Origin of the sequence: Paenibacillus sp. A3 (genome assembly GCF_001399685.1) — a bacterium.
Lineage (GTDB): Bacteria > Bacillota > Bacilli > Paenibacillales > NBRC-103111 > Paenibacillus_G.
In genome coordinates this window covers 1-22,449 of the sequence record NZ_JTHN01000178.1, presented here as the reverse complement: position 1 = coordinate 22,449, position 22,449 = coordinate 1, and the positions used below count along the sequence as shown (strand labels likewise).

The following is a 22,449-nucleotide window of genomic DNA, read 5'->3' as shown; positions in this document are numbered from 1 at the left end:
AATAAATATGCAATTAAATGTATAATAATCAATAGAGATCAATCTCGACACCGAAAAGCAGTATGGAAGAGAGGGAACCAAGGATGAAAATCTCGCTGCATAACGAGCTTCCGGGCGAAGCGCAGTTTCAGCAGTTGATCGACTCCGTGTCCGAACGGACCGGCGAGCGCCGGCCGCTGGCTTACGAAGCTTTATGCGACGGAGGCCCTGTCATCGCGGCCTACGACCAAGGGGTACTGGTCGGCCTCGGGCGGCTGGTAAGCGACGACATCGGACAGCAAGCGTTCGAATGCAAGATCAGGCCCGGCTATGAACGGCGGGAAATCGAAGCCTATATGCGCAAACTGCTGGCCGTTTCCCCGGTAGAGAGTCACTGCCATTGCTGATACGGGCTTGATATAAGCCGTTATCGACCTCCGAATATGTTTCGGAGGTTTTTTTGCTATGCATGGGAAGAGTGCTTCCGTTAGCGGCGGGAAGCGAGCCCGCATAATTTTACTTTGCCAAAGCGCGGCTGACGGGTGTAATATGGAGTAATAAGCCATCGGTTCCGGCACTCGTTGCGAGGCTGCGACCCCGCAGGCTTCCCGGCTCACGGTGGATTCGCCGGGTGAGGCCGTTTGCTTCGTATAACTAGTAGGAGGGCGTTGTCATTGGAACAATTCAAAATGAAAATCATCGAGCTGCTGAAGGAAGACGCTAGACGTACGCCGGCTCTGATTGCGACTATGCTGGGGGCGTCCGAAGCCGAAGTGGCGGAAGCGATCCGCGAGCTGGAGGAAGCGAACGTGATCGTCAAATATGCGACGGTCGTCAACTGGGCCAAGGTGGACAATGAGAAGGTCACCGCCCTGATCGAAGTGCAGATTACGCCGGAGCGAGGACGGGGCTTCGACGCGATTGCCGAGCGCATTTACTTATATCCGGAAGTCAAATCGGTTTATTTGATGTCGGGGGCTTACGATCTGCTGGTGGAAATCGAAGGGAAGACGCTGAAGGAAGTGGCGTCGTTCGTCTCCAACAAGCTGTCTCCGATCGACCGGGTGCTTTCGACCAAAACGCATTTTATTCTTAAAAAATACAAGCAAGACGGAATCGTCTTTGAAGATCATGAGGATGACCGCCGTCTTTTAATCTCGCCGTAAAGGACGCTGAAAAGCAATGATTGAGTCAAAACAGGTACAGCAGGTCAAGTCAATGCACGGGTATTTGGCGCCGCTCGTGCAGGAAATACCGCCTTCGGGGATTCGCAAGTTTTTTGACTTGGTAAGCGGGAGCAAAGATATTATTTCTCTTGGCGTCGGGGAGCCTGATTTTCACACGCCTTGGCATGTCCGGGAATCGTGCGTTTATTCGTTGGAGCGCGGCAATACGAAATATACGCCCAACGCCGGCCTGCTCGAGCTGCGGGAGGCGATCGCGGAGTACTTGTACGAATCGTTCCAACTGCTCTATGAGCCGTCGGACGAGGTCATGGTGACGGTCGGAGGCAGCGAGGCCATCGATCTTGCGCTGCGCGCTTTGATCGCCCCGGGAGACGAAATTCTGATTCCGGAACCGACTTACATTTCCTATAGTCCGATCGCGCGGATCAGCGGCGGCGTTCCCGTCGGAATCGAAACGTTTGCCAAGGACCAGTTCAAGCTGAAGCCGGAAGCGCTGAAAGCGGTCATTACGCCCCGCTCGAAGGTGCTCATCCTGTGCTACCCGAGCAACCCGACCGGCGGGATCATGACGTACGAGGACTGGCTGCCGATCGCGAAAATTGTAGAAGAGAACGACCTGATCGTCATTTCCGACGAAATCTATGCCGAGCTGACCTACGAGCAAAAGCATGTCAGCTTCGCGTCGATGCCCGGCATGCGGGACCGCACGATTCTCGTGAGCGGCTTCTCCAAGGCGTTTGCCATGACAGGATGGCGGATGGGATATGCTTGCGGGCATCAAGACCTCATATCGGCGATGCTGAAAATCCATCAGTACACCGTGATGTGCGCTCCGTCCATGGCGCAGGTGGCTGCGCTTGAAGCGCTCACGAACGGGATGGAGGAGAAGGACAAGATGGTCGAGTCCTACAACCAGCGGCGGCGTTTGGTCGTTCACGGCTTCCGGGAGATCGGCCTGCCGTGCCATGAGCCTCAGGGTGCGTTCTACGCTTTCCCTTCGATCCAGTCTACGGGACTTAGTTCGGAGGAATTCGCCCAGCGGCTGCTGTTTGAGGCCAAGGTCGCGGCGGTGCCCGGGCACGTATTCGGTCTCGGCGGAGAGGGCTTTATCCGCTGCTCGTATGCGACATCGGTCAATCAATTGACAGAAGCAATCGACAGGATTGGAAATTTCATAAAAAAGTTGTAATTTCGTCAAAATAAATCATTTTCAAATCCCCCAAAAACTGGTATCTTATAGGTATAAAAGGTTTAAATCTATGACTTACCTATAAAAACTTGTCAGCTTAAGTCTGATGACGACGACCTGGTGGGAGGGATGGGGATGGCTTTTCCGGAATATCAGCTTCGGCAATATTTGAACGTCGGCTGGATTCGCGACAGCGAGCACAAGGCCAAGTGGACTTTTGGAAAAAGAAAACAGGCCTCATCCGCCGTTTCGCTGGAAGATGACATTTACAAGCTCCGGCGTCAGCTGGAACAGCTTGTACAGAACGGGAACAGCCTTACGTCTCCCCAAGTTGTCGAAATCAGCATGCAGCTCGATATCAAGATCAATGAATATATGAATCGTCCTAAAGGGGACCGTCGTTGAACGGTCCTTTTTTGCTTTGTCGGAAAAGCTTTGAAAGCGCAGCCCCGGCGTGGTAAGATACAAGGATAGAGAGCCGCGGAGACTGGAATCCGGCGGCACGGTTAGAGGGGGAGACAAAGGGACGATGAGAAGGAGATGGCTTCTCGGTCTGCTGCTGATCTTCGTGCTCGCGGGCTGCGGAGGACCGAAGGCGGACGTGACGGTGTTTTTGATGGGGAAAAGCGGCGTTCCGACGGAAATCGGGGAAAAGCTTCAAGCGTCGCTGCAGAGCAAAATCGGACAGACGCCTACCGTACAGGTCGTGACGTCACCGCTATTTTCGCTCGAGAAAATGATGGTCGAAATTGCCGCCGGAGGGCACGGGGTGTTGATTATTCCGGCCGAGCAGTTCAAGGGCATGGCACAGCAGGGCGGATACGTGTCGCTTGACGACGTGGCGAAGCCGGAGGATTTTGCGGAGGGCGTCATGGAAATTCCCGTAGGCGACAAGAAGGAGAAGCATCTGTACGGCATCCCGATGGAGAAGTCCCTTTGGTTCACGGAGCTTCAATTGAACGGCAAGGATTTGTTCGCGTTCATTCCGCAGAGTGCTCCGGACCTGGAAAAAGCAAAGCAAGTGTTAAAAATCATTGCGCAAAAGTAATCGTTCGGTGATGCTGGATGGGGGAAAGAAGCCCATGGAAAGCCGTCGGCGAGCGGATAATCGAATAGCGGTTCGGGTGCTTGCGGGCGGATGGAAGCCTGCAAGTTAAAAGGGAAGCCGGTGCGAATCCGGCGCGGTCCCGCCACTGTGAACGGGCGAATGCTCTCCGGTACGCCACTGCTTGATGTAAAGCGGGAAGGCGGGGAGCTCCGGAAGGAAGCCCGTAAGCCAGGAAACCTGCCCGAACGGCAAGCGAAGCGTCCTTCGAGGAAAAGGAGCGGAATCGGGCAGCCGGCCAGCGGTGTGCCGTCTTTGGACAGGCGGATCGCGGGCGGCGGTCCGTCTGTGCTCTTCGCCCCGGAGATGCTCCAGGGGTGAAGGGCCTTTTTCGTTTTAGGCGGAAATAAAATATACCATATATCCAGAGGAGACAGAGAAGATGAAAGCTAAACTTACAACGAAGGTTCTACGCAAACGATGGTTAGCTGCGATCTTGAGCTTGGCGTTGGCCGCATCGCTGGCTGGCTGCGGAAGCGCGGCGAAGACGCCGGGGCAGGGAGAGCTTGCCAATCCGCCGAAGGCCGACGGCACGAAGCAGGAAGGAGCGGCGGCGTCCGCCAAGCGAACGTCGTATCCTTTGAAGGTGAAGGATGCTACGGGCAAGGAGTTCGTTTTTGAGAAGGCGCCGGAGCGAATCGCGTCCACCTCGCCGAGCGAAACGGAAGCGCTCTTCGCTCTGGGTCTCGGAGATAAAGTGGTCGGTGTATCGGACTTCTGCGATTATCCTGCGGAGGCGAAGGCGAAGCCGAAGATGGGCAGCATCGTCAAGCCGAATGAAGAAGCGTTGATCGGGACCAATGCGGATCTGGTCATGACCGGGGTGTCGATGAAGCCGCAGGTGGTCGACAAGCTGCGCGAGCTGAAAATCAACATGTTCAAGGTCGAGCCGAAAACGTTGGACGACGTGATGAACAATCTGCTGATGATGGGGCAAATCTTCGACCGTCAGGAGCAGGCGCAAAAGCTCGTCGATTCGATGAAAGCCGACCGTCAGAAGGTCGTGAATGCCGTGAAGGATTTGAAACCGGAGCAGAAGAAAAAGGTGTTCATCGAGTTTTCCCCGGGCTGGACGGTCGGCAAAGGCGAATTTATCGACGAGTTGATTACGTTGTCCGGCGGGATCAATGTAGCCGGCGGCGAGAAGGGCTATGTTCGAATTAGCGAAGAGAAAGTCATCGCGGATAATCCGCAGGTGATCATTTACCCGAATGGCATTATTGACGACAAGTCGAAAAAGCCGATGGACCAGTTGATCCGCGAACGCAGCGGCTGGGACAAAATCGAAGCGGTCCGGTCCGGCAAGCTGGCCGGTGTCGATAAAGATTTGATCAGCCGTCCGGGGCCGCGAATTACGGCGGGGCTCGTGGAGATCGCCAAAGGGATTTATCCGGATCTGGTGAAATAAAATGAAGCGCAAGCTGTGGATATGGGGCGGAGGCGCTATCGTCCTGCTTCTGCTGTCCGCGACGGCTGCCCTGTCCGTCGGTTCGGTTCGCGTGCCGTTCGGGCACGTGTGGGGGATTCTTCTGCACCAGCTTCCATGGCCCGGCGAGTACATCCCCGAGACTTGGAGCGTGGCGTCGGAGCAAATTATATGGAAGGTGCGGCTGCCCAGGGTAGCGCTCGGACTGCTGGTGGGGGCTGCGCTTGGGCTGGCGGGCGCGGCATTTCAGGGTGTGCTGCGCAATCCGCTTGCCGACCCGTATACGCTCGGCATCTCGTCGGGGGCATCCGTAGGGGCTTCCTTCCTGATTTTGTTCGGGCTGCAGTTTTCGCTGCTCGGGGAATGGAGCGTCCCGGTTGTTGCGTTTGCGACGGGGACGCTTACGCTGAGCGCGGTGCTGCTGCTCGCCCGGACGGAAGGCAAGCTGCGGATGGAAACGGTTATTTTGTCCGGTGTCGTGATGCAGGCGTTTCTCGGCTCGTTCGTTTCGCTGATGGTCTCGATGTCCAAGCAGGTCATTAATGAAATCGTATTTTGGATGATGGGCAGCCTGGCGCTGCGTGGATGGACTTATTCGCTTGTACTGCTTCCTTATCTGGCCGTCGGAGCGGCGATATTGCTCGGATTCGGGCGGGCCATGAATCTGTTTGCTCTCGGCGAGCGGCAGGCGGCCCATCTGGGCGTTCACGTGGAACGGACGAAGCTTGTCGTATTGATCGCTTCCACTTTGATTACGGCGGCGGCGGTATCCGTGTCCGGCGTCATCGCTTTTGTCGGTCTGCTGGTGCCGCATCTGCTGCGCTTGCTGGTCGGCCCGGACTATCGTCTGCTGCTGCCGCTGTCGCTTATCGGAGGCGCGATCTATGTCGTTTTGGCGGATATGATAGCGCGAACGCTGCTCAGCCCGACGGAAATTCCGCTCGGCGTCGTCACGGCTTTTATGGGGGCGCCCTTTTTCGCTTATTTGCTGCGGCGACGGAAGCGGACGATCCGGGAAGGTTGAAGCCGGAGCCGCTGCGTCTGGCGTCCGGGTCAATCAAACGGGGGTGCAGAGGGGAATGATTTCGGTGGAAGCGGGGCGTCGTTCAAGATAGTTAAAGACAACGGCGACCGGAGGAAGTCCGTTCACACGGTGCTCCTCATATATAGGACTTCTGGAAAGGGGAGCCAAACTTGTGATACGGGTTGAAGTGGAGCGGGCGGCCAAAACGTTTGGCGGCAGGCCGGTGCTTCGACAGATCGGCTTCTCGGTAGAGCCGGGCGAATGGTTCGGCATTCTCGGCCCGAACGGCAGCGGGAAGTCGACGCTGCTGCATATGATATCCGGCTCCGAGCGCGCTGACGCCGGAACGGTGAAGCTGGACGGCCGTCCGGTGGAAGTCGTCTCCCGCAAAGAGCTGGCCCGGCAGCTCGCCGTGCTGCATCAGGATGCGCTGCCGCCGCTCGGGTTCACGGTGCGCGAAATCGTCGAGATGGGCCGTTACCCGTACCAGAATTGGTTGGGGGACGAGCTCGGGGATTCGGCAGTTTTAATCGAGCGAATTCTTGATTGGCTGAAGCTCAGACCTTTGGAGGAGCGTACCGTCGACAGGCTGAGCGGAGGCGAGCGGCAGCGGGTGGCGCTGGGCAAAGCGATGGCGCAGGAGCCGAAGCTGCTGCTGCTGGACGAACCAACGACCTTCCTGGATATCGGGTACCAGGTGGACCTGATGGACAAGGTCCGTCAATGGCAGCAGGAATGCGGGATGACCGTCATTTCGGTGCTGCATGATTTGAATTTGGCCGCGCAGTATTGCGATCGGCTTATGCTGCTTTATAACGGCGAGGTAGCCGGAATCGGTACGCCGGAGGAAGTGCTGCGCGCCGATCTTTTGGAGAACGTATACGGCACGCGTCCGTACGTGCTTCGGCACCCGGATAGCGGCGTGCCGCAAATTTTGCTCGGAAAAGGGGAATGACCGTGACGGATCAAAGCCGGTTACAACAAGTGCTATCGGACATTCGGCCGCTTGATGAGGGAATCATGGAAGAGGCGGCCCGCAGACTGGACCAATTGACCAAGCCGCCCGGCAGCCTGGGAAGGCTGGAGGAAATCGCGAAGCAGCTCGCAGGCATTCGCGGCGAGGTGATGCCGGAGCTGACGCGAAAAGCCGTCGTCGTGATGGCGGGAGATCATGGCGTATGCGAGGAAGGGGTTAGCGCCTTTCCGGCGGAGGTGACGCCGCAGATGGTGCTCAACTTCCTGAACGGCGGAGCGGCCGTCAATGTGCTCTCAAGGCAGGCCGGGGCGGATGTCGTCTGCGTGGACATCGGCGTCAACGCCGAGCTGTCGCATCCGCTGCTGCGTTCGCGCAAGATTCGCATGGGAACGGCCAACATGGCGAAAGGACCGGCGATGACGCGGGCGGAGGCGGAAGCCGCGGTCATGGTCGGCGTGGAAATAGCCCAGGAGCTGGCGGGCGAAGGCTATCGGCTGCTCGCTACCGGCGAGATGGGCATCGGGAATACGACGGCCAGCTCGGCGCTGTTGGCCGTGCTCGGAGCGACGGATCCAGCCGCTGCGGCAGGACGCGGAACCGGAATCGACGACGAGCGGCTGCTGCACAAGCAGGCGGTCATTCGCCGGGCGATTGAAACGAACCGACCGGAGGCTTCCGATCCGCTGGAAGCGCTCGCCAAGGTAGGCGGCCTCGAGATCGCCGGATTGGTCGGCCTTATTCTCGGCGCGGCGCAGAGCCGCATCCCCGTCGTCATCGACGGTTTCATCTCCTCGGCCGCGGCCTTGGTCGCGGCAAGGTTGGCCCCGCTCAGCGTGTCGTATATGATCGCGTCGCATCTCTCGCAGGAGCAGGGCCATGAGCGCCTGCTCGCGGAGATCGGCTTGACGCCGATGCTTCGCATGGATATGCGGCTGGGCGAAGGCACCGGCGCGGTGCTGGCTTTCCCGATGATCGAATCGGCGGTCCGCATTATGAAGGAGATGGCGACCTTCGCGGATGCCGGAGTTACGGGCACATCGGAACGGGCAGGCGTATGAACGCCGGTCAACGGAAAGGAAACGCGCCGATGAAAGTGCTTGTAACAGGAGGGGCGCGCAGCGGCAAAAGCGGGTTCGCCGAGCGGTACGCGGCGGTGCTGGGCCATGAGGGCTTATACGTCGCAACCGCGCAAGCGTATGACGACGAGATGCGGCGGCGCATCGCCCTGCACCGCCAAGCGCGCAGCGAGCGCGGCTTCCGCTGGACGACGGCCGAGGAGCCCTTCGCCTTGGCGGAGCTGCTCGAACGCTCTGCTGCGCCGGTCGTGCTCGTCGATTGCCTGACGCTCTGGCTGTCCAACTGGCTGCTGCGGCTGGAACAGGAGCCGGATGCGGAAGCGCAGCTCGAGGTAAAGATCGACAGCCTGGCTGCCGTCTTCGCGGCGGTGAAGCAGCCGACTGTTCTCGTGACGAACGAAGTCGGGGCCGGGCTTGTGCCAGAATACAAGCTCGGCCGCATTTTCCGCGATTTGTCCGGCCGGATGAATCAGCGTCTTGCCCGCGAGGCCGATCAAGTTTTCCTTGTCGCCTCCGGCATTCCTCTTGAACTCAAGAGCATGGCTTTCAAACTGTAGCTCGCAGTTATATTTAAGGTTTTGGTTTTTGAATTTTGTTTTTTTGGGGGGGCCGAGCGGGTGCGCTTTCTTGGGAGAGACTTTTGACGAAGTCAACGGAGCGAACCAAGAATCATGCCCGGCTCCATGCCCGCCGCCGCAGCGCATTAAGCTTTTAGTCTTTTATAGGGAGGAGGTGTATCTCTTTGAGAGCGACTTTTGACGAAGTCAAGCGGAGCGAACAAAGAGATACACCCACCAAAGTATGAGTGAAACGCTAACAATGGTGCTGGCCGCCATCGTCATCGATTGGGTGCTCGGCGATCCGTCATGGCGCTGGCTGACGCATCCCGTGATCTGGATCGGACGGTGGATTTCCGCCGTGGAAAAGCGGCTGTGGCCGGACGGGGCGCGGTCGGCAGGAGTTCACGGCAAGTGGGCCGTACGCTGGCGCGGCATTGCGCTTACCGTATCGACGGTAGGCTTGGCGTTCGGCGCAATGTATTTCATCGTCTGGGCCGCGTCGCAGGTGCATCCGTGGCTCGGCTATGCGGTGAACACATGGTTCATTTCGACCACGATCGCCATCAAAGGACTGAAGGATGCGGCTATGGCGGTGTACCGCCCGCTGGTCGAAGGGCGTTTGGATGAAGCGCGTAAATATGTCGGCTATATCGTCGGACGGGATACGACGCGGCTGGACGAGCCGGAGATTACGCGGGCGACCGTAGAGACGGTCGCTGAAAATATCGTAGACGGTGTCGTATCGCCGATCTTGTTTGCTTTGCTCGGCGGAGCTCCGCTGGCGATGCTGTACCGCGCGGCGAATACGCTGGATTCAATGGTCGGCTACAAAAATGAGAAGTACCTGCACTTCGGCTGGGCCTCGGCCCGGTTCGACGATGTGCTCAACTGGATTCCGGCGAGGCTGACCGGGGGGCTGCTCGTCTTGGTTGCGCTTGCAAGTCCCGGACTGGATGCCATTCGCGCGGCGAAAGCCGTCCTGAAGTTTGCGCGGCTGCATCCGAGTCCGAACAGCGGGATTCCGGAGTCGGCGGTGGCCGGCGCGCTCGGCATCGAGCTTGGGGGCGTGAACGTATATCACGGCCGGACAAGCGAGCGGGCCCGGATGGGCTGGCCGCTGCGGGAGCGCACGCGGGAAGATATTAAGCGGACCGTGCGCATGCTGTACGGCGTCAGTTACGTCATTGCGGGGGGATTGCTGTGCGCGCTTTTATTCGTTTGATGCGGCTTTGGGGCGAAGCCTGCGCGGCTGCGTTTCAATTTTTAACCCGATTGCCCGTACCGGTGAAGCTGGATTATCACGACGCTTTGTTTCGGCGGAGCGTCGTTTTTTATCCGCTTGTCGGGCTGGTGTTGGGACTTATCGCGGCGGCTGTCGGTCTGCTGCTGACCAGCTTGCTGCCCCCGCTTCCGGCAGCCGCTCTGCTGCTCGGGATCTGGGTGCTGCTCACCGGGGCGCTGCATCTTGACGGGCTGATGGATACGGCCGACGGCATCTTGAGCCACCGTTCGCGTGAGAGAATGCTGGAAATCATGAAGGACAGCCGGGTTGGCGCGATGGGCGTCATCGCCGCCGTGCTGGTGCTGCTGCTGAAATGGTCGCTGCTGACGGAGCTGCTGCCTGCTGCGGTAACTGGCAGCCAGGGGAAGCTGTGGCTCCTCTTGGCGCTGGTTCCGTTGTGGACCCGTTGGTACATGGTCGTAGCAATAGCCTGCTGGCCGTATGCGCGTCAGGCAGGAAGCGGAATGGGCGGCTTTTTTCGCGGTGTCGGGGCCGGGCATGCCGCAGGCTCGGGACTGGTGGCGCTGCTGCTGTCATTATGCGTTGTTGCGGCGGGAGAAGCATTCGGAGGGCTTACGCTTCCGTTTTGGCATATGGTAGGTATAGTAGGCATTCTGCTCGCCGTGACAATTGGGGCAGGGGTTTTGATGAGCGTTTCGATTCACCGGAAATTAGGCGGACTGACGGGCGATACGTACGGCGCGATGAACGAATTGCTGGAAGCGGCTCTGCTGCTCGTGCTTGTGTTGATTAAGGGATAGGAGAGGTTGCGATGCTGGAACGATACGGACACGGCGGCGATTTGTGGACGGCCGCGGAAGCTTTCGGCAAGCCGCGGGAGCGGTTTGTCGACTTTAGCTCGAACATGAACCCGCTCGGACCGCCCAAGGCGGTAGGACGCATTTTGGCCGAGCAATGGCAGGAGGTCGTCCATTACCCGGACCCCGCGGTGCGGGAGCTGACCGGCAAGCTGGCGGCCAAGCACGGCGTTCCGGTCGAATGCGTGCTCGTCGGCAACGGGGCGGCGGAGCTGATCGATTTGGCCGTCCGGGTGCGCCGTCCCGGGGTGACGGGACTGGTCCGACCGTCTTTTGCCGAATACGAGGAAGCCGTGGAGAAAATAGGGGGGCGTATCGTCGACATCCCGCTTGATGAAGCGAACGGTTTTGCGCTTCGACTGGCCGATGTACAGGCGGCTGCCGACCGGTGCGATCTGCTGTTTCTCGGCCATCCGAACAATCCGACCGGGCTTCTGCTGCCGGATGATGTGGTGCAGGCGTTGGCCGAAGGAGAAATCCCGGCCATTATCGATGAGGCGTTTCTTGATTTTTGCCCGCGTGAGGAGGAGCTGACGCTGGCCCGCGCTGCGGCGCAAAGTCCTCACTTGACCGTCATCCGCTCGATGACGAAGTTTTATTCGATTCCCGGGCTTCGTCTCGGGTACGTGGTGGCGCATCCGGAGCAAATCCGCGAGATGAAACGGCTGCAGGTGCCGTGGAGCGTAAACGCTTTATCCCAGTGGATCGGCTCGGCCGTCCTGGAGGAGCGGGAGTTTGTGCGCCGGACACTGGAGTGGGTGAAGGAAGAGAAGGATCGATTGCGTGCCGGGCTGCAATCGCTCGGCCTGACCGTGTACGAGAGCGATGTGAACTTTGTGCTGTTTTCGCTGCGGCCACTGGGACTCGATGTGCGGGAGCTGCAAGCGGCGATGGGGCGGCGGGGCATTTTGATCCGGGACGCTTCGCTGTTTCCCGGGCTGGACGAAACGTACTGCCGGGTGGCGGTCAAGCTGAGGGAGCAGAACGAAGCGCTGCTGGACGGCCTTAGGCAGTCGATTGCCGACCTGCTCGAAGCGCGGGAGCGCGCAACGGCGGGCGAAGAAGCCGCGGCAGCCCGGAGGGCGGAAGGCTCGCGGAGCGGCGATCCATTTTCGTCTGATGAGGCCGATTCCGCATCGCTGAAGCTCGCCCCGACGTTCATGCTGCAGGGAACCGCCTCCGATGTCGGCAAAAGCTTGCTGACGACGGCTTTGTGCCGCATCCTGCTGCAGGACGGCTTGCGCGTGGCGCCGTTCAAATCGCAAAACATGTCGCTCAACTCCTACGTGACGCCGGACGGCAAAGAAATCGGCCGGGCGCAGGGAATGCAGGCGGACGCCTGCCGGATTCCGGCGACGACGGACATGAACCCAATTTTGCTCAAGCCCAAAAAAGACATGGTCTCGCAAGTGGTCGTTCACGGCAAGCCTTACCGTGACCTGGATGCGCGGACTTACCGGGAAAAATATTTGCCGGAAGCCGAAGCGGTGGTGAAGGAAGCGCTCGCTCGCCTGCGGCAAGCCTATGATGCGGTCGTGATCGAAGGGGCGGGCAGCCCGGCTGAGGTGAATCTGAAAGACCGGGATATCGTCAACATGCGGCTGGCCGGATGGGCGGACGCCCCGGTGCTGCTCGTGGCGGATATCGACCGCGGAGGCGTGTTCGCTTCCCTCGTCGGGACGCTGGACATTTTGTCGCCGGAGGAACGCGGCCGGGTGAAGGGCTTTATCATCAATAAGTTTCGGGGAGACGTTACGCTGCTTACGCCGGGGATCGAATGGCTGGAGAAGCGGACGGGCAAGCCGGTGCTGGGCGTTATTCCTTACTTGCCGCAGCTTGGGCTGGAGGACGAAGATTCGGCGTCGCTTGAACGAAAGCTGGCGGAGGGCGCTCTAGGCCGCATCGATACGGCGTTGTCCGAAGACATGCTCGATATCGCCGTCATCCGGCTGCCGCGCCTGTCCAACTTTACGGATATCGATCCGCTCGAATACGAGCGCGATGTCCGGCTCCGTTTTGTGGATTCGGCGGAGACGTTCGGGTCCCCGGATGCGGTCATTGTGCCGGGCAGCAAAAATACCGTCGACGATCTATTGTACCTTCGCGACTGCGGTCTTGACCGGAAGCTGCTCGATTTTGCCAAGAGCGGCGGATGGGTGACGGGCATCTGCGCGGGGTATCAGATGCTAGGGGAGAAGCTGCTCGATCCGAATGCGGTCGAATCCGACCAACCGGTGCTCGACGGACTCGGTCTATTCCCGACGCAAACCGTCTTTGCTGCAGAGAAACGGACTGTAAGAGCCGCAGGTACGACACGGCTGTATGCCGATCCCGAGCAGGCGTTTGAAATCCAGGGTTATGAGATTCACATGGGCGTGACTTCGTTTTTACGGCCTGTCGACCACCCGTTCGAGTTATCGCATCCCGATACCGGATCTGCCGAATCCGGTTCGTCGCCGGACGGCGCGGTCTGTGCGGACGGACGGCTGTGGGGCACGTATGTGCACGGCATTTTGCATAACGACGATTTCCGCCGCGCGTGGTTAAATCGGATTCGTGCAGCGAAAGGACTGGAGCCGCTGCCGGCGGAGCTGCGCTTTCAGGAACGCCGGGAGGCGGCCTTCGACCGGCTCGCGGCCCATGTGCGGGAGCACTTGGATATGGAGCGATTGTATGAGATGATAGGGTGGAATAAAGGCCGGGAGGGATTTCAGTGAAAATTTATACGAGAACGGGCGATGCTGGGAAAACCGGGGTGATCGGAGGGCGCGTCGATAAGGACGACGTCCGCGTCGAGGCGTATGGCACGGTTGACGAGCTGAATTGCTTTATCGGCCAGGCGATGGGGTTTCTGGATGCGGAACGCGATGCGGACCTGCTCGCCGATCTGCTGCAAATCCAGCACGAGACGTTCGACTGCGGCTCCGATCTGGCGCTGCTGAAGCAGGAGCTGCGGCCGTATAAGGTGACGGCCGAGATGGTGGACCGGCTGGAAGCGTGGATCGACAAATACGATGCGGAGACGCCGGACATCCAGCGCTTTATCCTTCCGGGCGGGAGCCAGGCGTCGTCGGCGCTGCACGTATGTAGGACGGTATGCCGCCGCGCCGAGCGCCGGGTCGTCACGCTTGCGCGCACGCAGCCGATCAACGAAGAGGTGCGCCGTTATTTGAACCGGCTGTCGGACTTGTTCTTTACGGTCGCCCGGGTCGCCAATCATCGGGCCGGAAACGGCGACGTGGAATATATTCGGAGCGCCGAGGTGTTCAGACGCAAGTCATGAGCTATTATAAACCGCTGGAATATATCGTCCCGACAGAAGACGACGGCATGGTGCTGAGGACGATTTTGCAAAAACGAATGGGCGTATCCCGCAAGCTTCTCTCGCGGCTGAAGCTGACGGAGCAGGGCATTACGGTCAACGGGGAACGCAAATATATCGATGTGAAGGTACGCGCCGGAGACCGGGTCGCCGCGCGGATGGAGACGGAAGCGTCGGACGATATTTTGCCGCAGCCGCTTCCGATCGACATTTTGTATGAGGACGACGAGCTGCTGGTGCTGAACAAGGAGGCCGGGATGATCGTGCATCCGACGCACGGACATTATACGGATACGCTGGCGAACGGCGTCGTTCATTATTGGCGGGAAAAGGGCGTGAGCTTCCGCTTCCGCCCCGTGCACCGGCTCGATCAGGAGACGTCCGGGGTGCTGGCCGTCGCCAAAAATCCTTACGTGCATCAGCAAATTTCGGAGGAGATGCAGGCGCACGGCCTAAAGAAGGAATACGTCGCGCTTGTACACGGCGTAATCGGGAGCGACGAAGGCACGGTCGATGCGCCGATCGACCGCAATCCGCTTGCGCCGCATGTCCGCATCGTCACGCCAACCGGCTATCCGGCGGTCACGCATTACCGCGTGGAGCGGAGATTTCGCGAAGCGACGCTCGTGCGCTTGTGGCTGGAGACGGGGCGGACGCACCAGATCCGCGTGCATATGCGGCATCTTGGCCATCCGCTGCTAGGCGATAAGATGTACGGCCCCGGCGGAACGGCGGACGAAGTGGATAAGGCGGCTGCGGAGGGACGTATCCCGGAAGCTGACGGCGCGCAGCTGCAGTACGGTGCCCCGGCGCCAATAGCCGAGGGCATACCCGAAGCCGACAGCGGGCTGGCGGCTTCGCCCGCAGCGGACTATGGAATGGGGCGTCAAGCGCTGCATGCCTGCACACTCGGGCTGACGCATCCTGTCACGCGCCAGCGAATGGAATTTCACGCGCCGCTGCCTGCGGATATGGAACGCTGCATCAGGCAATTAGAGCAGTCCGAGGCTGCGCACTAACCATAAAAAAATCCGCCGTTCCCGCTTATTTAAAAGGCGTTCCGGGAAACGAGCGGATTTTTTCGGTTTCGTTCGTTATTGAAGCAGCCCCAAATACTCTTTGGCCGCGAGGCTCAGATCGTCCATGGCCGCCGAGGTCGGAATCCATAGTCTTCCCGTCCAGCCTGTGCCGCGGCTGATCTTATAATCGACCGGATACGGAACGACCTGAACGTGCTGCGCGGCAAAATGCTTCACCGAGCGCGGCATATGAAAAGCCGACGTCACAAGAACCGGCCGCTTCCAGCCGCCTTCGTCCAGAAGCTGCTTCGAGTATCGCGCGTTCTCTTGGGTCGTGCGGCTCCGGTCGTCCAGCCGGATCGCTTCGGCCGGAACGCCCAGCGCGATAAGCTTGCTGCGGGCTAATTGGCCCTCGTTGGCCGTATCGGCGTACACCTGCCCGCCGGAGACGATGACCGGCAGCGGCTTGGCGGCGTACAGCTCGGCCACCGCGACGACACGGTGCAGCGTGCTGCCGCTCAAGTGGCCGGTACCGCTCACGTCCGGGGTCCCCGACACCGCTCCGCCGGTCAGCATGACGTAGACGTCGCCCTGGAGGGCCATGGGCGGCGAATAACGATTTTCAATCGATTGCAGCGCCGTTTCGCCGACAAGCGGGATCGAGAGCAAATAGACGAGGAAGGCCGAGGCGAACAGAACGATGCCGGCCGAGCGGCGGACGCGGGCGTAAAGCCACCAGCCGATCAGGAGCAGCAGCGGAACGAAGCAGCCGGGAGGCATCAAGAAACTGTAAATGAATTTAAGAACATAAATCATGGCTAAGCTCCTCCTGTGGGACTCTTTTCCATTATCTGCGCATGGCCGCCTTTTTTCAACTTTTGGCCGTACGGCCGCGATTTGCAGGACCAGCCGATTCATCGGTATAATGAATTCATGTCATAGTTAACCATTTCAGGATAGGATAAGGATGAGAGAAATCATGAGCAAGAGCAAATCGATCAAAGTTTTTCAATACCCTGCTTGCAGCACCTGCCGGAGCGCGTTGAAGTGGCTCAAAGAGCACGGATGGGAAGTGGAGGCGATCCACATCATGGAGCAGCCTCCAACCATAGAGGAGCTTCGGACGCTGATCCCGCAAAGCGGGCTGGACATCAAAAAGTGGTTTAACGTCTCCGGCGAAGTGTATAAAGAGATGCAGCTTAAGGACAAGCTGCCGCAGTTGAACGACGAGGAGAAAATGAAGCTGCTTGCATCGAACGGCAAGCTGATCAAACGGCCGGTCGCGACGGATGGGGAGCGGGTGACGGTCGGCTTCAAGCCGGAGCTGTACGAAGAAAATTGGGGGAACGAATCGTAAGGTTTATCTAAGGAGTGTGAGCCTTGTTGCAGCAAAGACCTAAACCGAAAAAACAAAATCCGCTTTGGTATATCGGCGCAGCCGCGACCTTCATTCTGACGCAGCTGAAAACGCTGCTGCCGCTGCTGAAGCTCGGCAAATTCGGGGGAGCGATCATCTCGATGGCGGTGACCATCGGCGCGTATGCGATCGTGTTTCCGTGGCAGTTCGCTATCGGCTTGGTACTGCTGCTGCTCATCCACGAGCTCGGTCACGTCATTGCCGCCAAGCAAAAAGGGCTGCCGGTGACAGCCCCGGTGTTTATCCCGTTCCTGGGCGCGCTGATCAACATGAAGCGGCATCCCCGGGATGCGGTGACGGAAGCGTATGTCGCTATAGGCGGACCGGTTCTCGGAACGGTCGGCGCCTTAGCCGTATTCGGCGCAGCCTATGCGATGGATAATCCGGATCATAGTAAACTACTTTATTCGATCGCTTATGTCGGCTTTTTTCTCAATCTGATCAACCTGCTGCCGATTCATCCGCTTGACGGAGGGCGGATCGCGACGGCGGTAACGCGCTGGCTTTGGCTGGTCGGCCTGATCGGAGGACTGGTCGTGATCATTTATCTGCGCTCGATATTGTTCTTCATCATTTGGGCGATGTTCGCCTACGACCTGTACAAAAAATTCGTCAAGGACCGCAAGCAGGGCGAGGAGCGGTTCGTCAACGCGAGCTTTCTGGTGGCGGCCGAGCCGCTGCTGGCACACGGCTATATGATTCCCGGCCCGGAGCATAAGCGGGAGCTGCCTTTTGTCACGTTCTCGGATTTGGACGGGCAGCAGTATGTCAACGTCCTCTGGGAAGGTCTTCATTTTCAAGGAACGGTGCCGCTTATGCATCAAGGAATCATCAAGCGTGCCCACGTAACCCGAATAGAGCATCTCCGGAAAGAAGACGGTCTGCATCTGATGATCCACTGCCAGATCGATTACCGTTTATACGAAAATGACAAATATTACGAAGTTCCTACGGCGGCGCGGTGGAAGTTCGGGACGGCGTATGCGCTTCTTGCGGCGTTTCTTATCGGCATGATGTGGTACGTTCACGAGGTAACGGGACTGAAGGTATAATCAACATTCCGAATCGGCGTTCGGAAGGAAAACGAGGTAACGCATAGATGAAAAGATGGGAATCGAAACGATTGGCCGAACTGGGTTCGGCTATTTTTTCTGAGATGGCGGCGTGGAAGCGGGAAGTGACGGCGCGCGGCGTCGATGTGATCGACCTCGGCATCGGAAGCCCGGACCGGGCGCCGTCCGCCCGTGTCATGGAAGCGCTGACGCGCGCGGTGAACGATCCGGGCCTGTACGGCTATCCGACATCGGAAGGAAGCGCGCAGTTCCGGCAAACGGTCGCCCGCTGGTACGCCCACCGGTTTGGGGTCACGCTCGATCCGGAGGACGAGATCGTCACGCTGATGGGTTCGCAGGACGGCTTGGCGCACTTGGCGATGGCGGTGACGGACCCCGGCGATACCGTGATGGTTCCCGATCCGGGTTATCCGATTTATTCCGCGAGTCTGGTGCTGGCCGGGGTGCAGCCTTACCATATGCCGCTGCGCGCCGATAACGGCTTTTTGCCGAAGCTGGAGGACATCCCGGCGGACGTGGCGCGGCAAGCCAAATTCATGCTCTTGAACTATCCGAGCAACCCGCTGTCGGCGGTGGCTGACTTGGCGTTCTTCGAACGGTTGGTCGAGTATGCCCGCGAGCACGAGCTGCTGCTGGTGCACGATCTTGCTTATTCCGAGATGTCGTTTGACGGGTTCAAGCCGCCCAGCATCCTGGAAGTCAAGGGAGCGAAGGACATCGCCGTCGAATTCCATTCCTTATCGAAAAGCTTCAATATGGCCGGCTGCCGCATCGCCTTCATGGTCGGGCAGCGTGACGCGGTCCGCGCTCTGCGCGTGTTGAAGTCCAATATCGACTACGGCGTATTTTTGGCGGTGCAGCAAGCCGGCATCGCAGCGCTGGAGGAAGATATGATGCCGGGAAGCCGGTCGGTTGCAGCGCTGTACGAACGGCGGCGGGATATTGTGATCGAAGGGCTGAACGAAGCCGGCTGGAGCATCCCGAAGCCGAAGGCGACGATGTTCATCTGGGCACCGATTCCCGAAGGCTGGACGTCTCGACAGATTTCCCGGGAAATGCTGTATTCTGTGGGAGTCGTCGTTATTCCGGGCGACGCGTTCGGCAAAGAAGGCGAAGGATACGTCCGCATTGCTCTCGTTCAGGAAGAGGACCGGCTGCAGGAAGCGGTCCGCCGGATCGGACAGTTTTTGCGGGAGGCTTCCCATTAACAAACGCTTGTGCTCTAATTGCTGTGTATTTTTAATGATGTCGCAATATCTTACTTTTTCCTGTCGCCAAATTGCAATTTCATCGCCGCCTCAATCATGCTACTATGAAGGCATGTCGTACAAAAACAGGAGGCGTATCAAGTGTCCCAGAAGCTCAAAATTGCCATTATCGGATGCGGCGGCATTGCGAACGGAAAGCATTTGCCGAGTCTGTCTCGTTTGGAGCAAGTTGAACTTGTCGCATTTTGTGATATTATTTCCGATCGGGCCGAGGAAGCGAAAGCGAAGTACGGCAGTGCGGAAGCGAAGGTCTATGAAGATTATAAAACGCTGCTTCAGGATGCGTCGATCGATGTCGTTCACGTGTGTACGCCGAACGATTCCCATGCGGAGATCACGATTGCGGCACTGGAAGCCGGCAAGCATGTGATGTGCGAGAAGCCGATGGCCAAGACAGCGGCCGATGCGCGCCGGATGGTCGAGGCGGCCAAACGGACAGGCAAGAAGCTGACGATCGGCTACAACAACCGGTTCCGGGCGGACAGCCTTTATTTGAAACGCATCTGTGAGGAAGGCGAGCTTGGCGACATCTACTATGCGAAAGCGCATGCCGTTCGTCGCCGCGCCGTGCCGACTTGGGGCGTCTTCTTGGACGAGGATAAGCAAGGCGGAGGGCCGCTGATCGATATCGGCACGCATGCCCTCGATCTGACGCTATGGCTGATGGACAATTATGAACCGAAGGTCGTGCTTGGAACGGCATTTCATAAATTGTCCGGCAAAGAAAACGCTGCCAATGCTTGGGGACCTTGGGACCCGAAGAAGTTTACGGTGGAAGATTCGGCCTTCGGCATGATCGTGATGAAGAACGGCGCGACCATCATGCTGGAATCGAGCTGGGCGCTGAACACGCTCGATGCGAAGGAAGCGAAGAGCACCTTGTGCGGAACGGAAGGCGGCGCGGATATGGAGGACGGCCTCCGGCTGAACGGCGAGAAGCTGAGCCGCTTGTATATGAACAAGATCCAGCTCGGCGGCGGCGGAGTCGATTTCTACGACGGGCAAAGCGAGAGCGCGCCGGATACGGAAATGCGTCTGTGGATCGATGCCATCCTGCATGACAAGCAGCCGGTCGTCACGCCGGAGCAGGCTTGCGTCGTGTCCGAAATTCTCGAAGCGATCTACGAATCGGCGAAAACGGGCAAAGCCGTATACTTTGACTAAGCGCCGGAAGGAAGGATGGGAACGATGATCAGAGTAGCGATGCTCAGCTTTTGGCATGTGCATGCCGCCGATTACGCGAAGCAGGCGGCGGAGCATCCGGACACGGAAATTGTGGCCGTGTGGGATGAGCTGCCGGAGCGCGGACGCCGGGAAGCGGAAGCACGGGGCGTCCGGTTTTACGACAAGCTGGATGAGCTTCTGGCCCAGCCCGATATCGATGCGGTCATTGTCGATACGCCGACCAACCTGCACCAGGATGTGATGGTGGCAGCGGCGCAGGCGGGCAAACATATTTTTACGGAAAAAGTCGTGGCGCCGACGCTGAAGGAAAGCAACGAAATTATGGAGGCGGTCCGCAAGGCCGGCGTCAAATTAACAGTGTCGCTTCCGCGATTGAACGAAAGCTACACGCTGGCCGTACAGGACGTGCTGAGCCGGGGGCTGCTCGGCGAGGTGACGCTCGTCCGCACGCGGCTGTCTCATAACGGCGCGATTCCGAACGATCAATCGGCGAACGGCTGGCTTCCCGCGCACTTCTACAATGCCGAGCAATGCGGCGGCGGCGCGATGATCGACCTCGGCTGCCATCCGATGTATTTGGCCCGCTTGTTCCTCGGCATGCCGGAGAGCGTAACGGCCAACTACGGCTTCGTCACCGGCCGGGAAGTCGAGGACAATGCGGTGTCCGTGCTGCGCTATTCCAGCGGGGCGCTTGCCATTGTGGAGGCGGGCTTCGTCAACCGGCACTCGCCGTTCGTTATCGAAGTGCACGGCACGGAAGGCAGCTTGCTCTATTCGACGCACGACAACCGTTTGCTCGTGCGCACAGCGAAGGGCGGAACGGCGTCGGACGAGGAATGGCGCGTGCAGGAGCTTCCTGCCGGTCGCCCGTCGGCTTTTCATCAGTGGGTAGCCCATATTCAGCAGGGGACGACGGCGGACGAAAATATCGGGCTTGCGCTCGACCTGACGCGGTTAATGGAAGCTTCGAACTTGTCCGCACGTTCCGGGGCGGCTTGTCTGCTTAACGATTTGCAGCCATGAACGGTCAGTCCCGAATCGGCGCGAGGCCGTATCCGTTCGAGCTGATGCTGGAAAACCCGACGGCGCTTGACCGACTGGAGGTGGAGTTCAAATGGGGCCGTTACGGCATTCGCATGCTGAACTTTCACCATACCAGCTTTGCTCCGGGCCGGATCGTTCATTTCCATAAACATTCGGACTTTGAGTTTCATTTTATCCCGCGCGGCAAAGGGAAGGTCATTCTCGGCAGCGAGCCGTACTCGCTGCAGGAAGGCCAGATGTATTTGACCGGTCCCGGTCTCCTGCATTACCAGGAGGCGGACGCCTTCGAGGCGATGGATGAGCTGTGTCTGCATATCGATATTCAGAAGCTGGATGCGGAAGAGTCGGCAGATTCGGAGGCGTGGGGAGCCCGTTGGGAGCAGGCGGAGGCGGAAGCGTGCATCCGCCGCTTGGAGCAGCTGCCTCCGCGGCCGATGGCCGACAAATACAAGGCGATGGAATGCTTCATGACCGCATACCGGGCCTGGTACGAGAATCAGCCGGGCGTCCTGACGGTGATCAAACAATCAATCATTCAGGTGCTGCTGCGGATGACGCGCGCCTACGACGATACGCCGCAGCGGGACCTGCCGTCCCGCGATATGAAAAACTACCGCTACCAGCTTGCCGCCCAGTTCATCAAGGACAATTACATGGCGCCGTTAACGCTGGAGGTGGTGGCGGAGCGGGTGCAGGTCAGTCCGCGACAGCTGCAGCGCATTTTTCGCGAGCAGACGGGAGGCACGTTCAGCGAGTACATCGAGCATGTGCGGCTGGCGCAAATCTGCAAGGAGTTGGCCGAGAGCGAGCTTACCATCGATCAGATTGCGTTTCAGAACGGCTTCTCCAGCGCCAATTATTTGCATTACGTATTCAAGAAAAAGCTCGGCACCACGCCGATGCAGTACCGCTTGCAGCATGACGTTAACCAGAATCGGCCGTTTCCGAACACCTGACGCCGTTCTCCTTCGTTCGCATATCGAATGGGGAAAACACCTGTCAGGTGTTTTTTTTCGCCTTCTTCGCTTTTTTCTCCGAAAGAAATAATCCCGCCAGCGTAAGAAACGTGCCTAATAAAGCGGTTCCGGTGATGTTCTCATGCAGAATCAGGTAAGAGGCCGCCACGGTGATGACCGGGACCAGGTAAATGTAGATGCTTGTTTTGACCGCGCCGAGAACGCCGACGCTCCAGTTCCATGTTACAAAGCAAAGCGCGGAGGCACCAACGCCAAGAAATAATAGATTGAGAAGATGGCTTCCTTCGGCAAATCGGTCCAGATCTAAACGGAAGTCGAACACGGGCAGCGCTGGCAGCATGAAGATCAGTCCGTAAAAAAAGACACGGCGGGTGCTGCCCACGGCAGGATAGCCAAGCTTGCTGATATGACGCATCAAAATGGAATAGGCCCCCCGAAACCAGCAGGGGAGAATAGCCAGAACATCGCCTAGCGGATTCAGTTTTAAAATATAGCTGCCATTCAAGGTGATTAAGACAATAC

General features: G+C 58.7%; 23 protein-coding genes and 1 riboswitch. Of the genes, 21 read left to right on the top strand and 2 right to left on the bottom strand.

Translation table 11 applies throughout. The annotated features are described in order from the left end of the window. Nucleotides 1-83 precede the first annotated feature (83 nt). From QJ48_RS25345 to QJ48_RS25270, 15 genes are all read left to right on the top strand, one after another. Complete coding sequence (locus QJ48_RS25345) at nucleotides 84-386, top strand: hypothetical protein (protein ID WP_054976194.1); 303 nt, start codon at nucleotides 84-86, stop codon at nucleotides 384-386. A gap of 282 nt (nucleotides 387-668) precedes the next feature. Then, nucleotides 669-1,145: an Lrp/AsnC family transcriptional regulator gene (locus QJ48_RS25340; protein ID WP_173426612.1), complete on the top strand. Its 477-nt coding sequence runs from the start codon at nucleotides 669-671 to the stop codon at nucleotides 1,143-1,145. Between the two features lie 16 nt (nucleotides 1,146-1,161). Further along, nucleotides 1,162-2,355 (top strand): aminotransferase class I/II-fold pyridoxal phosphate-dependent enzyme, encoded by a 1,194-nt coding sequence (locus QJ48_RS25335; RefSeq protein ID WP_054976193.1) that lies wholly within the window; start codon nucleotides 1,162-1,164, stop codon nucleotides 2,353-2,355. 135 nt (nucleotides 2,356-2,490) lie between these two features. Further along, nucleotides 2,491-2,760 (top strand): aspartyl-phosphate phosphatase Spo0E family protein, encoded by a 270-nt coding sequence (locus tag QJ48_RS25330; protein ID WP_054976192.1) that lies wholly within the window; start codon nucleotides 2,491-2,493, stop codon nucleotides 2,758-2,760. A 124-nt stretch (nucleotides 2,761-2,884) separates the two neighbouring features. Further along, nucleotides 2,885-3,403: a hypothetical protein gene (locus QJ48_RS25325; protein WP_054976191.1), complete on the top strand. Its 519-nt coding sequence runs from the start codon at nucleotides 2,885-2,887 to the stop codon at nucleotides 3,401-3,403. Nucleotides 3,404-3,460: 57 nt separating this feature from the next. After that, nucleotides 3,461-3,663, top strand: a riboswitch (cobalamin riboswitch). Between the two features lie 179 nt (nucleotides 3,664-3,842). Continuing rightward, nucleotides 3,843-4,868 carry an ABC transporter substrate-binding protein gene (locus QJ48_RS25315; RefSeq protein ID WP_054976189.1) on the top strand — a complete coding sequence of 342 codons (1,026 nt, stop codon included), beginning with the start codon at nucleotides 3,843-3,845 and terminating at the stop codon, nucleotides 4,866-4,868. A gap of 1 nt (nucleotide 4,869) precedes the next feature. Continuing rightward, complete coding sequence (locus tag QJ48_RS25310; protein ID WP_054976188.1) at nucleotides 4,870-5,910, top strand: iron ABC transporter permease; 1,041 nt, start codon at nucleotides 4,870-4,872, stop codon at nucleotides 5,908-5,910. Between the two features lie 172 nt (nucleotides 5,911-6,082). After that, on the top strand, nucleotides 6,083-6,865 hold the full coding sequence (locus QJ48_RS25305) for an ABC transporter ATP-binding protein (RefSeq protein WP_054976187.1): 783 nt from the start codon (nucleotides 6,083-6,085) through the stop codon (nucleotides 6,863-6,865). Further along, entirely contained in the window at nucleotides 6,862-7,944 is a 1,083-nt protein-coding gene (cobT, locus tag QJ48_RS25300) for a nicotinate-nucleotide--dimethylbenzimidazole phosphoribosyltransferase (RefSeq protein ID WP_054976186.1), read from the top strand. The genes QJ48_RS25305 and cobT overlap by 4 nt, the downstream gene beginning before the upstream one ends. A 29-nt stretch (nucleotides 7,945-7,973) precedes the next feature. Continuing rightward, on the top strand, nucleotides 7,974-8,519 hold the full coding sequence (gene cobU / locus QJ48_RS25295; RefSeq protein WP_054976208.1) for a bifunctional adenosylcobinamide kinase/adenosylcobinamide-phosphate guanylyltransferase: 546 nt from the start codon (nucleotides 7,974-7,976) through the stop codon (nucleotides 8,517-8,519). A gap of 244 nt (nucleotides 8,520-8,763) precedes the next feature. After that, nucleotides 8,764-9,744 carry an adenosylcobinamide-phosphate synthase CbiB gene (gene cbiB / locus QJ48_RS25290; protein WP_054976185.1) on the top strand — a complete coding sequence of 327 codons (981 nt, stop codon included), beginning with the start codon at nucleotides 8,764-8,766 and terminating at the stop codon, nucleotides 9,742-9,744. Then, a complete protein-coding gene (gene cobS / locus QJ48_RS25285; protein WP_237763057.1) occupies nucleotides 9,723-10,565 on the top strand; it encodes an adenosylcobinamide-GDP ribazoletransferase in 843 nt (280 codons plus the stop codon). The genes cbiB and cobS overlap by 22 nt, the downstream gene beginning before the upstream one ends. A gap of 11 nt (nucleotides 10,566-10,576) precedes the next feature. Further along, entirely contained in the window at nucleotides 10,577-13,339 is a 2,763-nt protein-coding gene (locus QJ48_RS39390) for a cobyric acid synthase (RefSeq protein WP_054976184.1), read from the top strand. Further along, a complete protein-coding gene (locus QJ48_RS25275; RefSeq protein WP_054976183.1) occupies nucleotides 13,336-13,905 on the top strand; it encodes a cob(I)yrinic acid a,c-diamide adenosyltransferase in 570 nt (189 codons plus the stop codon). Before QJ48_RS39390 ends, QJ48_RS25275 begins: the two co-directional genes overlap by 4 nt. Continuing rightward, nucleotides 13,902-14,963 carry an RluA family pseudouridine synthase gene (locus tag QJ48_RS25270; protein ID WP_054976182.1) on the top strand — a complete coding sequence of 354 codons (1,062 nt, stop codon included), beginning with the start codon at nucleotides 13,902-13,904 and terminating at the stop codon, nucleotides 14,961-14,963. Before QJ48_RS25275 ends, QJ48_RS25270 begins: the two co-directional genes overlap by 4 nt. 75 nt (nucleotides 14,964-15,038) lie before the next feature. Here QJ48_RS25270 and QJ48_RS25265 read toward each other — a convergent pair whose 3' ends face one another. Beyond that, nucleotides 15,039-15,779 (bottom strand): YdcF family protein, encoded by a 741-nt coding sequence (locus QJ48_RS25265; protein WP_054976181.1) that lies wholly within the window; start codon nucleotides 15,777-15,779, stop codon nucleotides 15,039-15,041. A 163-nt stretch (nucleotides 15,780-15,942) separates the two neighbouring features. Here QJ48_RS25265 and QJ48_RS25260 point away from each other — a divergent pair, with 163 nt between their 5' ends. The 6 genes from QJ48_RS25260 to QJ48_RS25235 all read left to right on the top strand — a co-directional run bounded on the left by QJ48_RS25260 (nucleotide 15,943) and on the right by QJ48_RS25235 (nucleotide 21,906). Further along, nucleotides 15,943-16,320: an arsenate reductase family protein gene (locus tag QJ48_RS25260; protein WP_054976180.1), complete on the top strand. Its 378-nt coding sequence runs from the start codon at nucleotides 15,943-15,945 to the stop codon at nucleotides 16,318-16,320. Between the two features lie 26 nt (nucleotides 16,321-16,346). Beyond that, nucleotides 16,347-17,432 carry a site-2 protease family protein gene (locus tag QJ48_RS25255; protein ID WP_054976206.1) on the top strand — a complete coding sequence of 362 codons (1,086 nt, stop codon included), beginning with the start codon at nucleotides 16,347-16,349 and terminating at the stop codon, nucleotides 17,430-17,432. 47 nt (nucleotides 17,433-17,479) lie between these two features. Next, nucleotides 17,480-18,661 (top strand): aminotransferase class I/II-fold pyridoxal phosphate-dependent enzyme, encoded by a 1,182-nt coding sequence (locus QJ48_RS25250; protein WP_054976179.1) that lies wholly within the window; start codon nucleotides 17,480-17,482, stop codon nucleotides 18,659-18,661. A gap of 141 nt (nucleotides 18,662-18,802) precedes the next feature. Next, nucleotides 18,803-19,885 carry a Gfo/Idh/MocA family protein gene (locus QJ48_RS25245; protein ID WP_054976178.1) on the top strand — a complete coding sequence of 361 codons (1,083 nt, stop codon included), beginning with the start codon at nucleotides 18,803-18,805 and terminating at the stop codon, nucleotides 19,883-19,885. A gap of 24 nt (nucleotides 19,886-19,909) precedes the next feature. Continuing rightward, entirely contained in the window at nucleotides 19,910-20,929 is a 1,020-nt protein-coding gene (locus tag QJ48_RS25240) for a Gfo/Idh/MocA family protein (RefSeq protein ID WP_054976177.1), read from the top strand. After that, nucleotides 20,926-21,906 (top strand): AraC family transcriptional regulator, encoded by a 981-nt coding sequence (locus QJ48_RS25235; protein ID WP_054976176.1) that lies wholly within the window; start codon nucleotides 20,926-20,928, stop codon nucleotides 21,904-21,906. Before QJ48_RS25240 ends, QJ48_RS25235 begins: the two co-directional genes overlap by 4 nt. Nucleotides 21,907-21,949: 43 nt before the next feature. Here QJ48_RS25235 and QJ48_RS25230 read toward each other — a convergent pair. Further along, the coding region (locus QJ48_RS25230; protein ID WP_157261754.1) for a DMT family transporter at nucleotides 21,950-22,449 on the bottom strand (500 nt) is incomplete at its 5' end.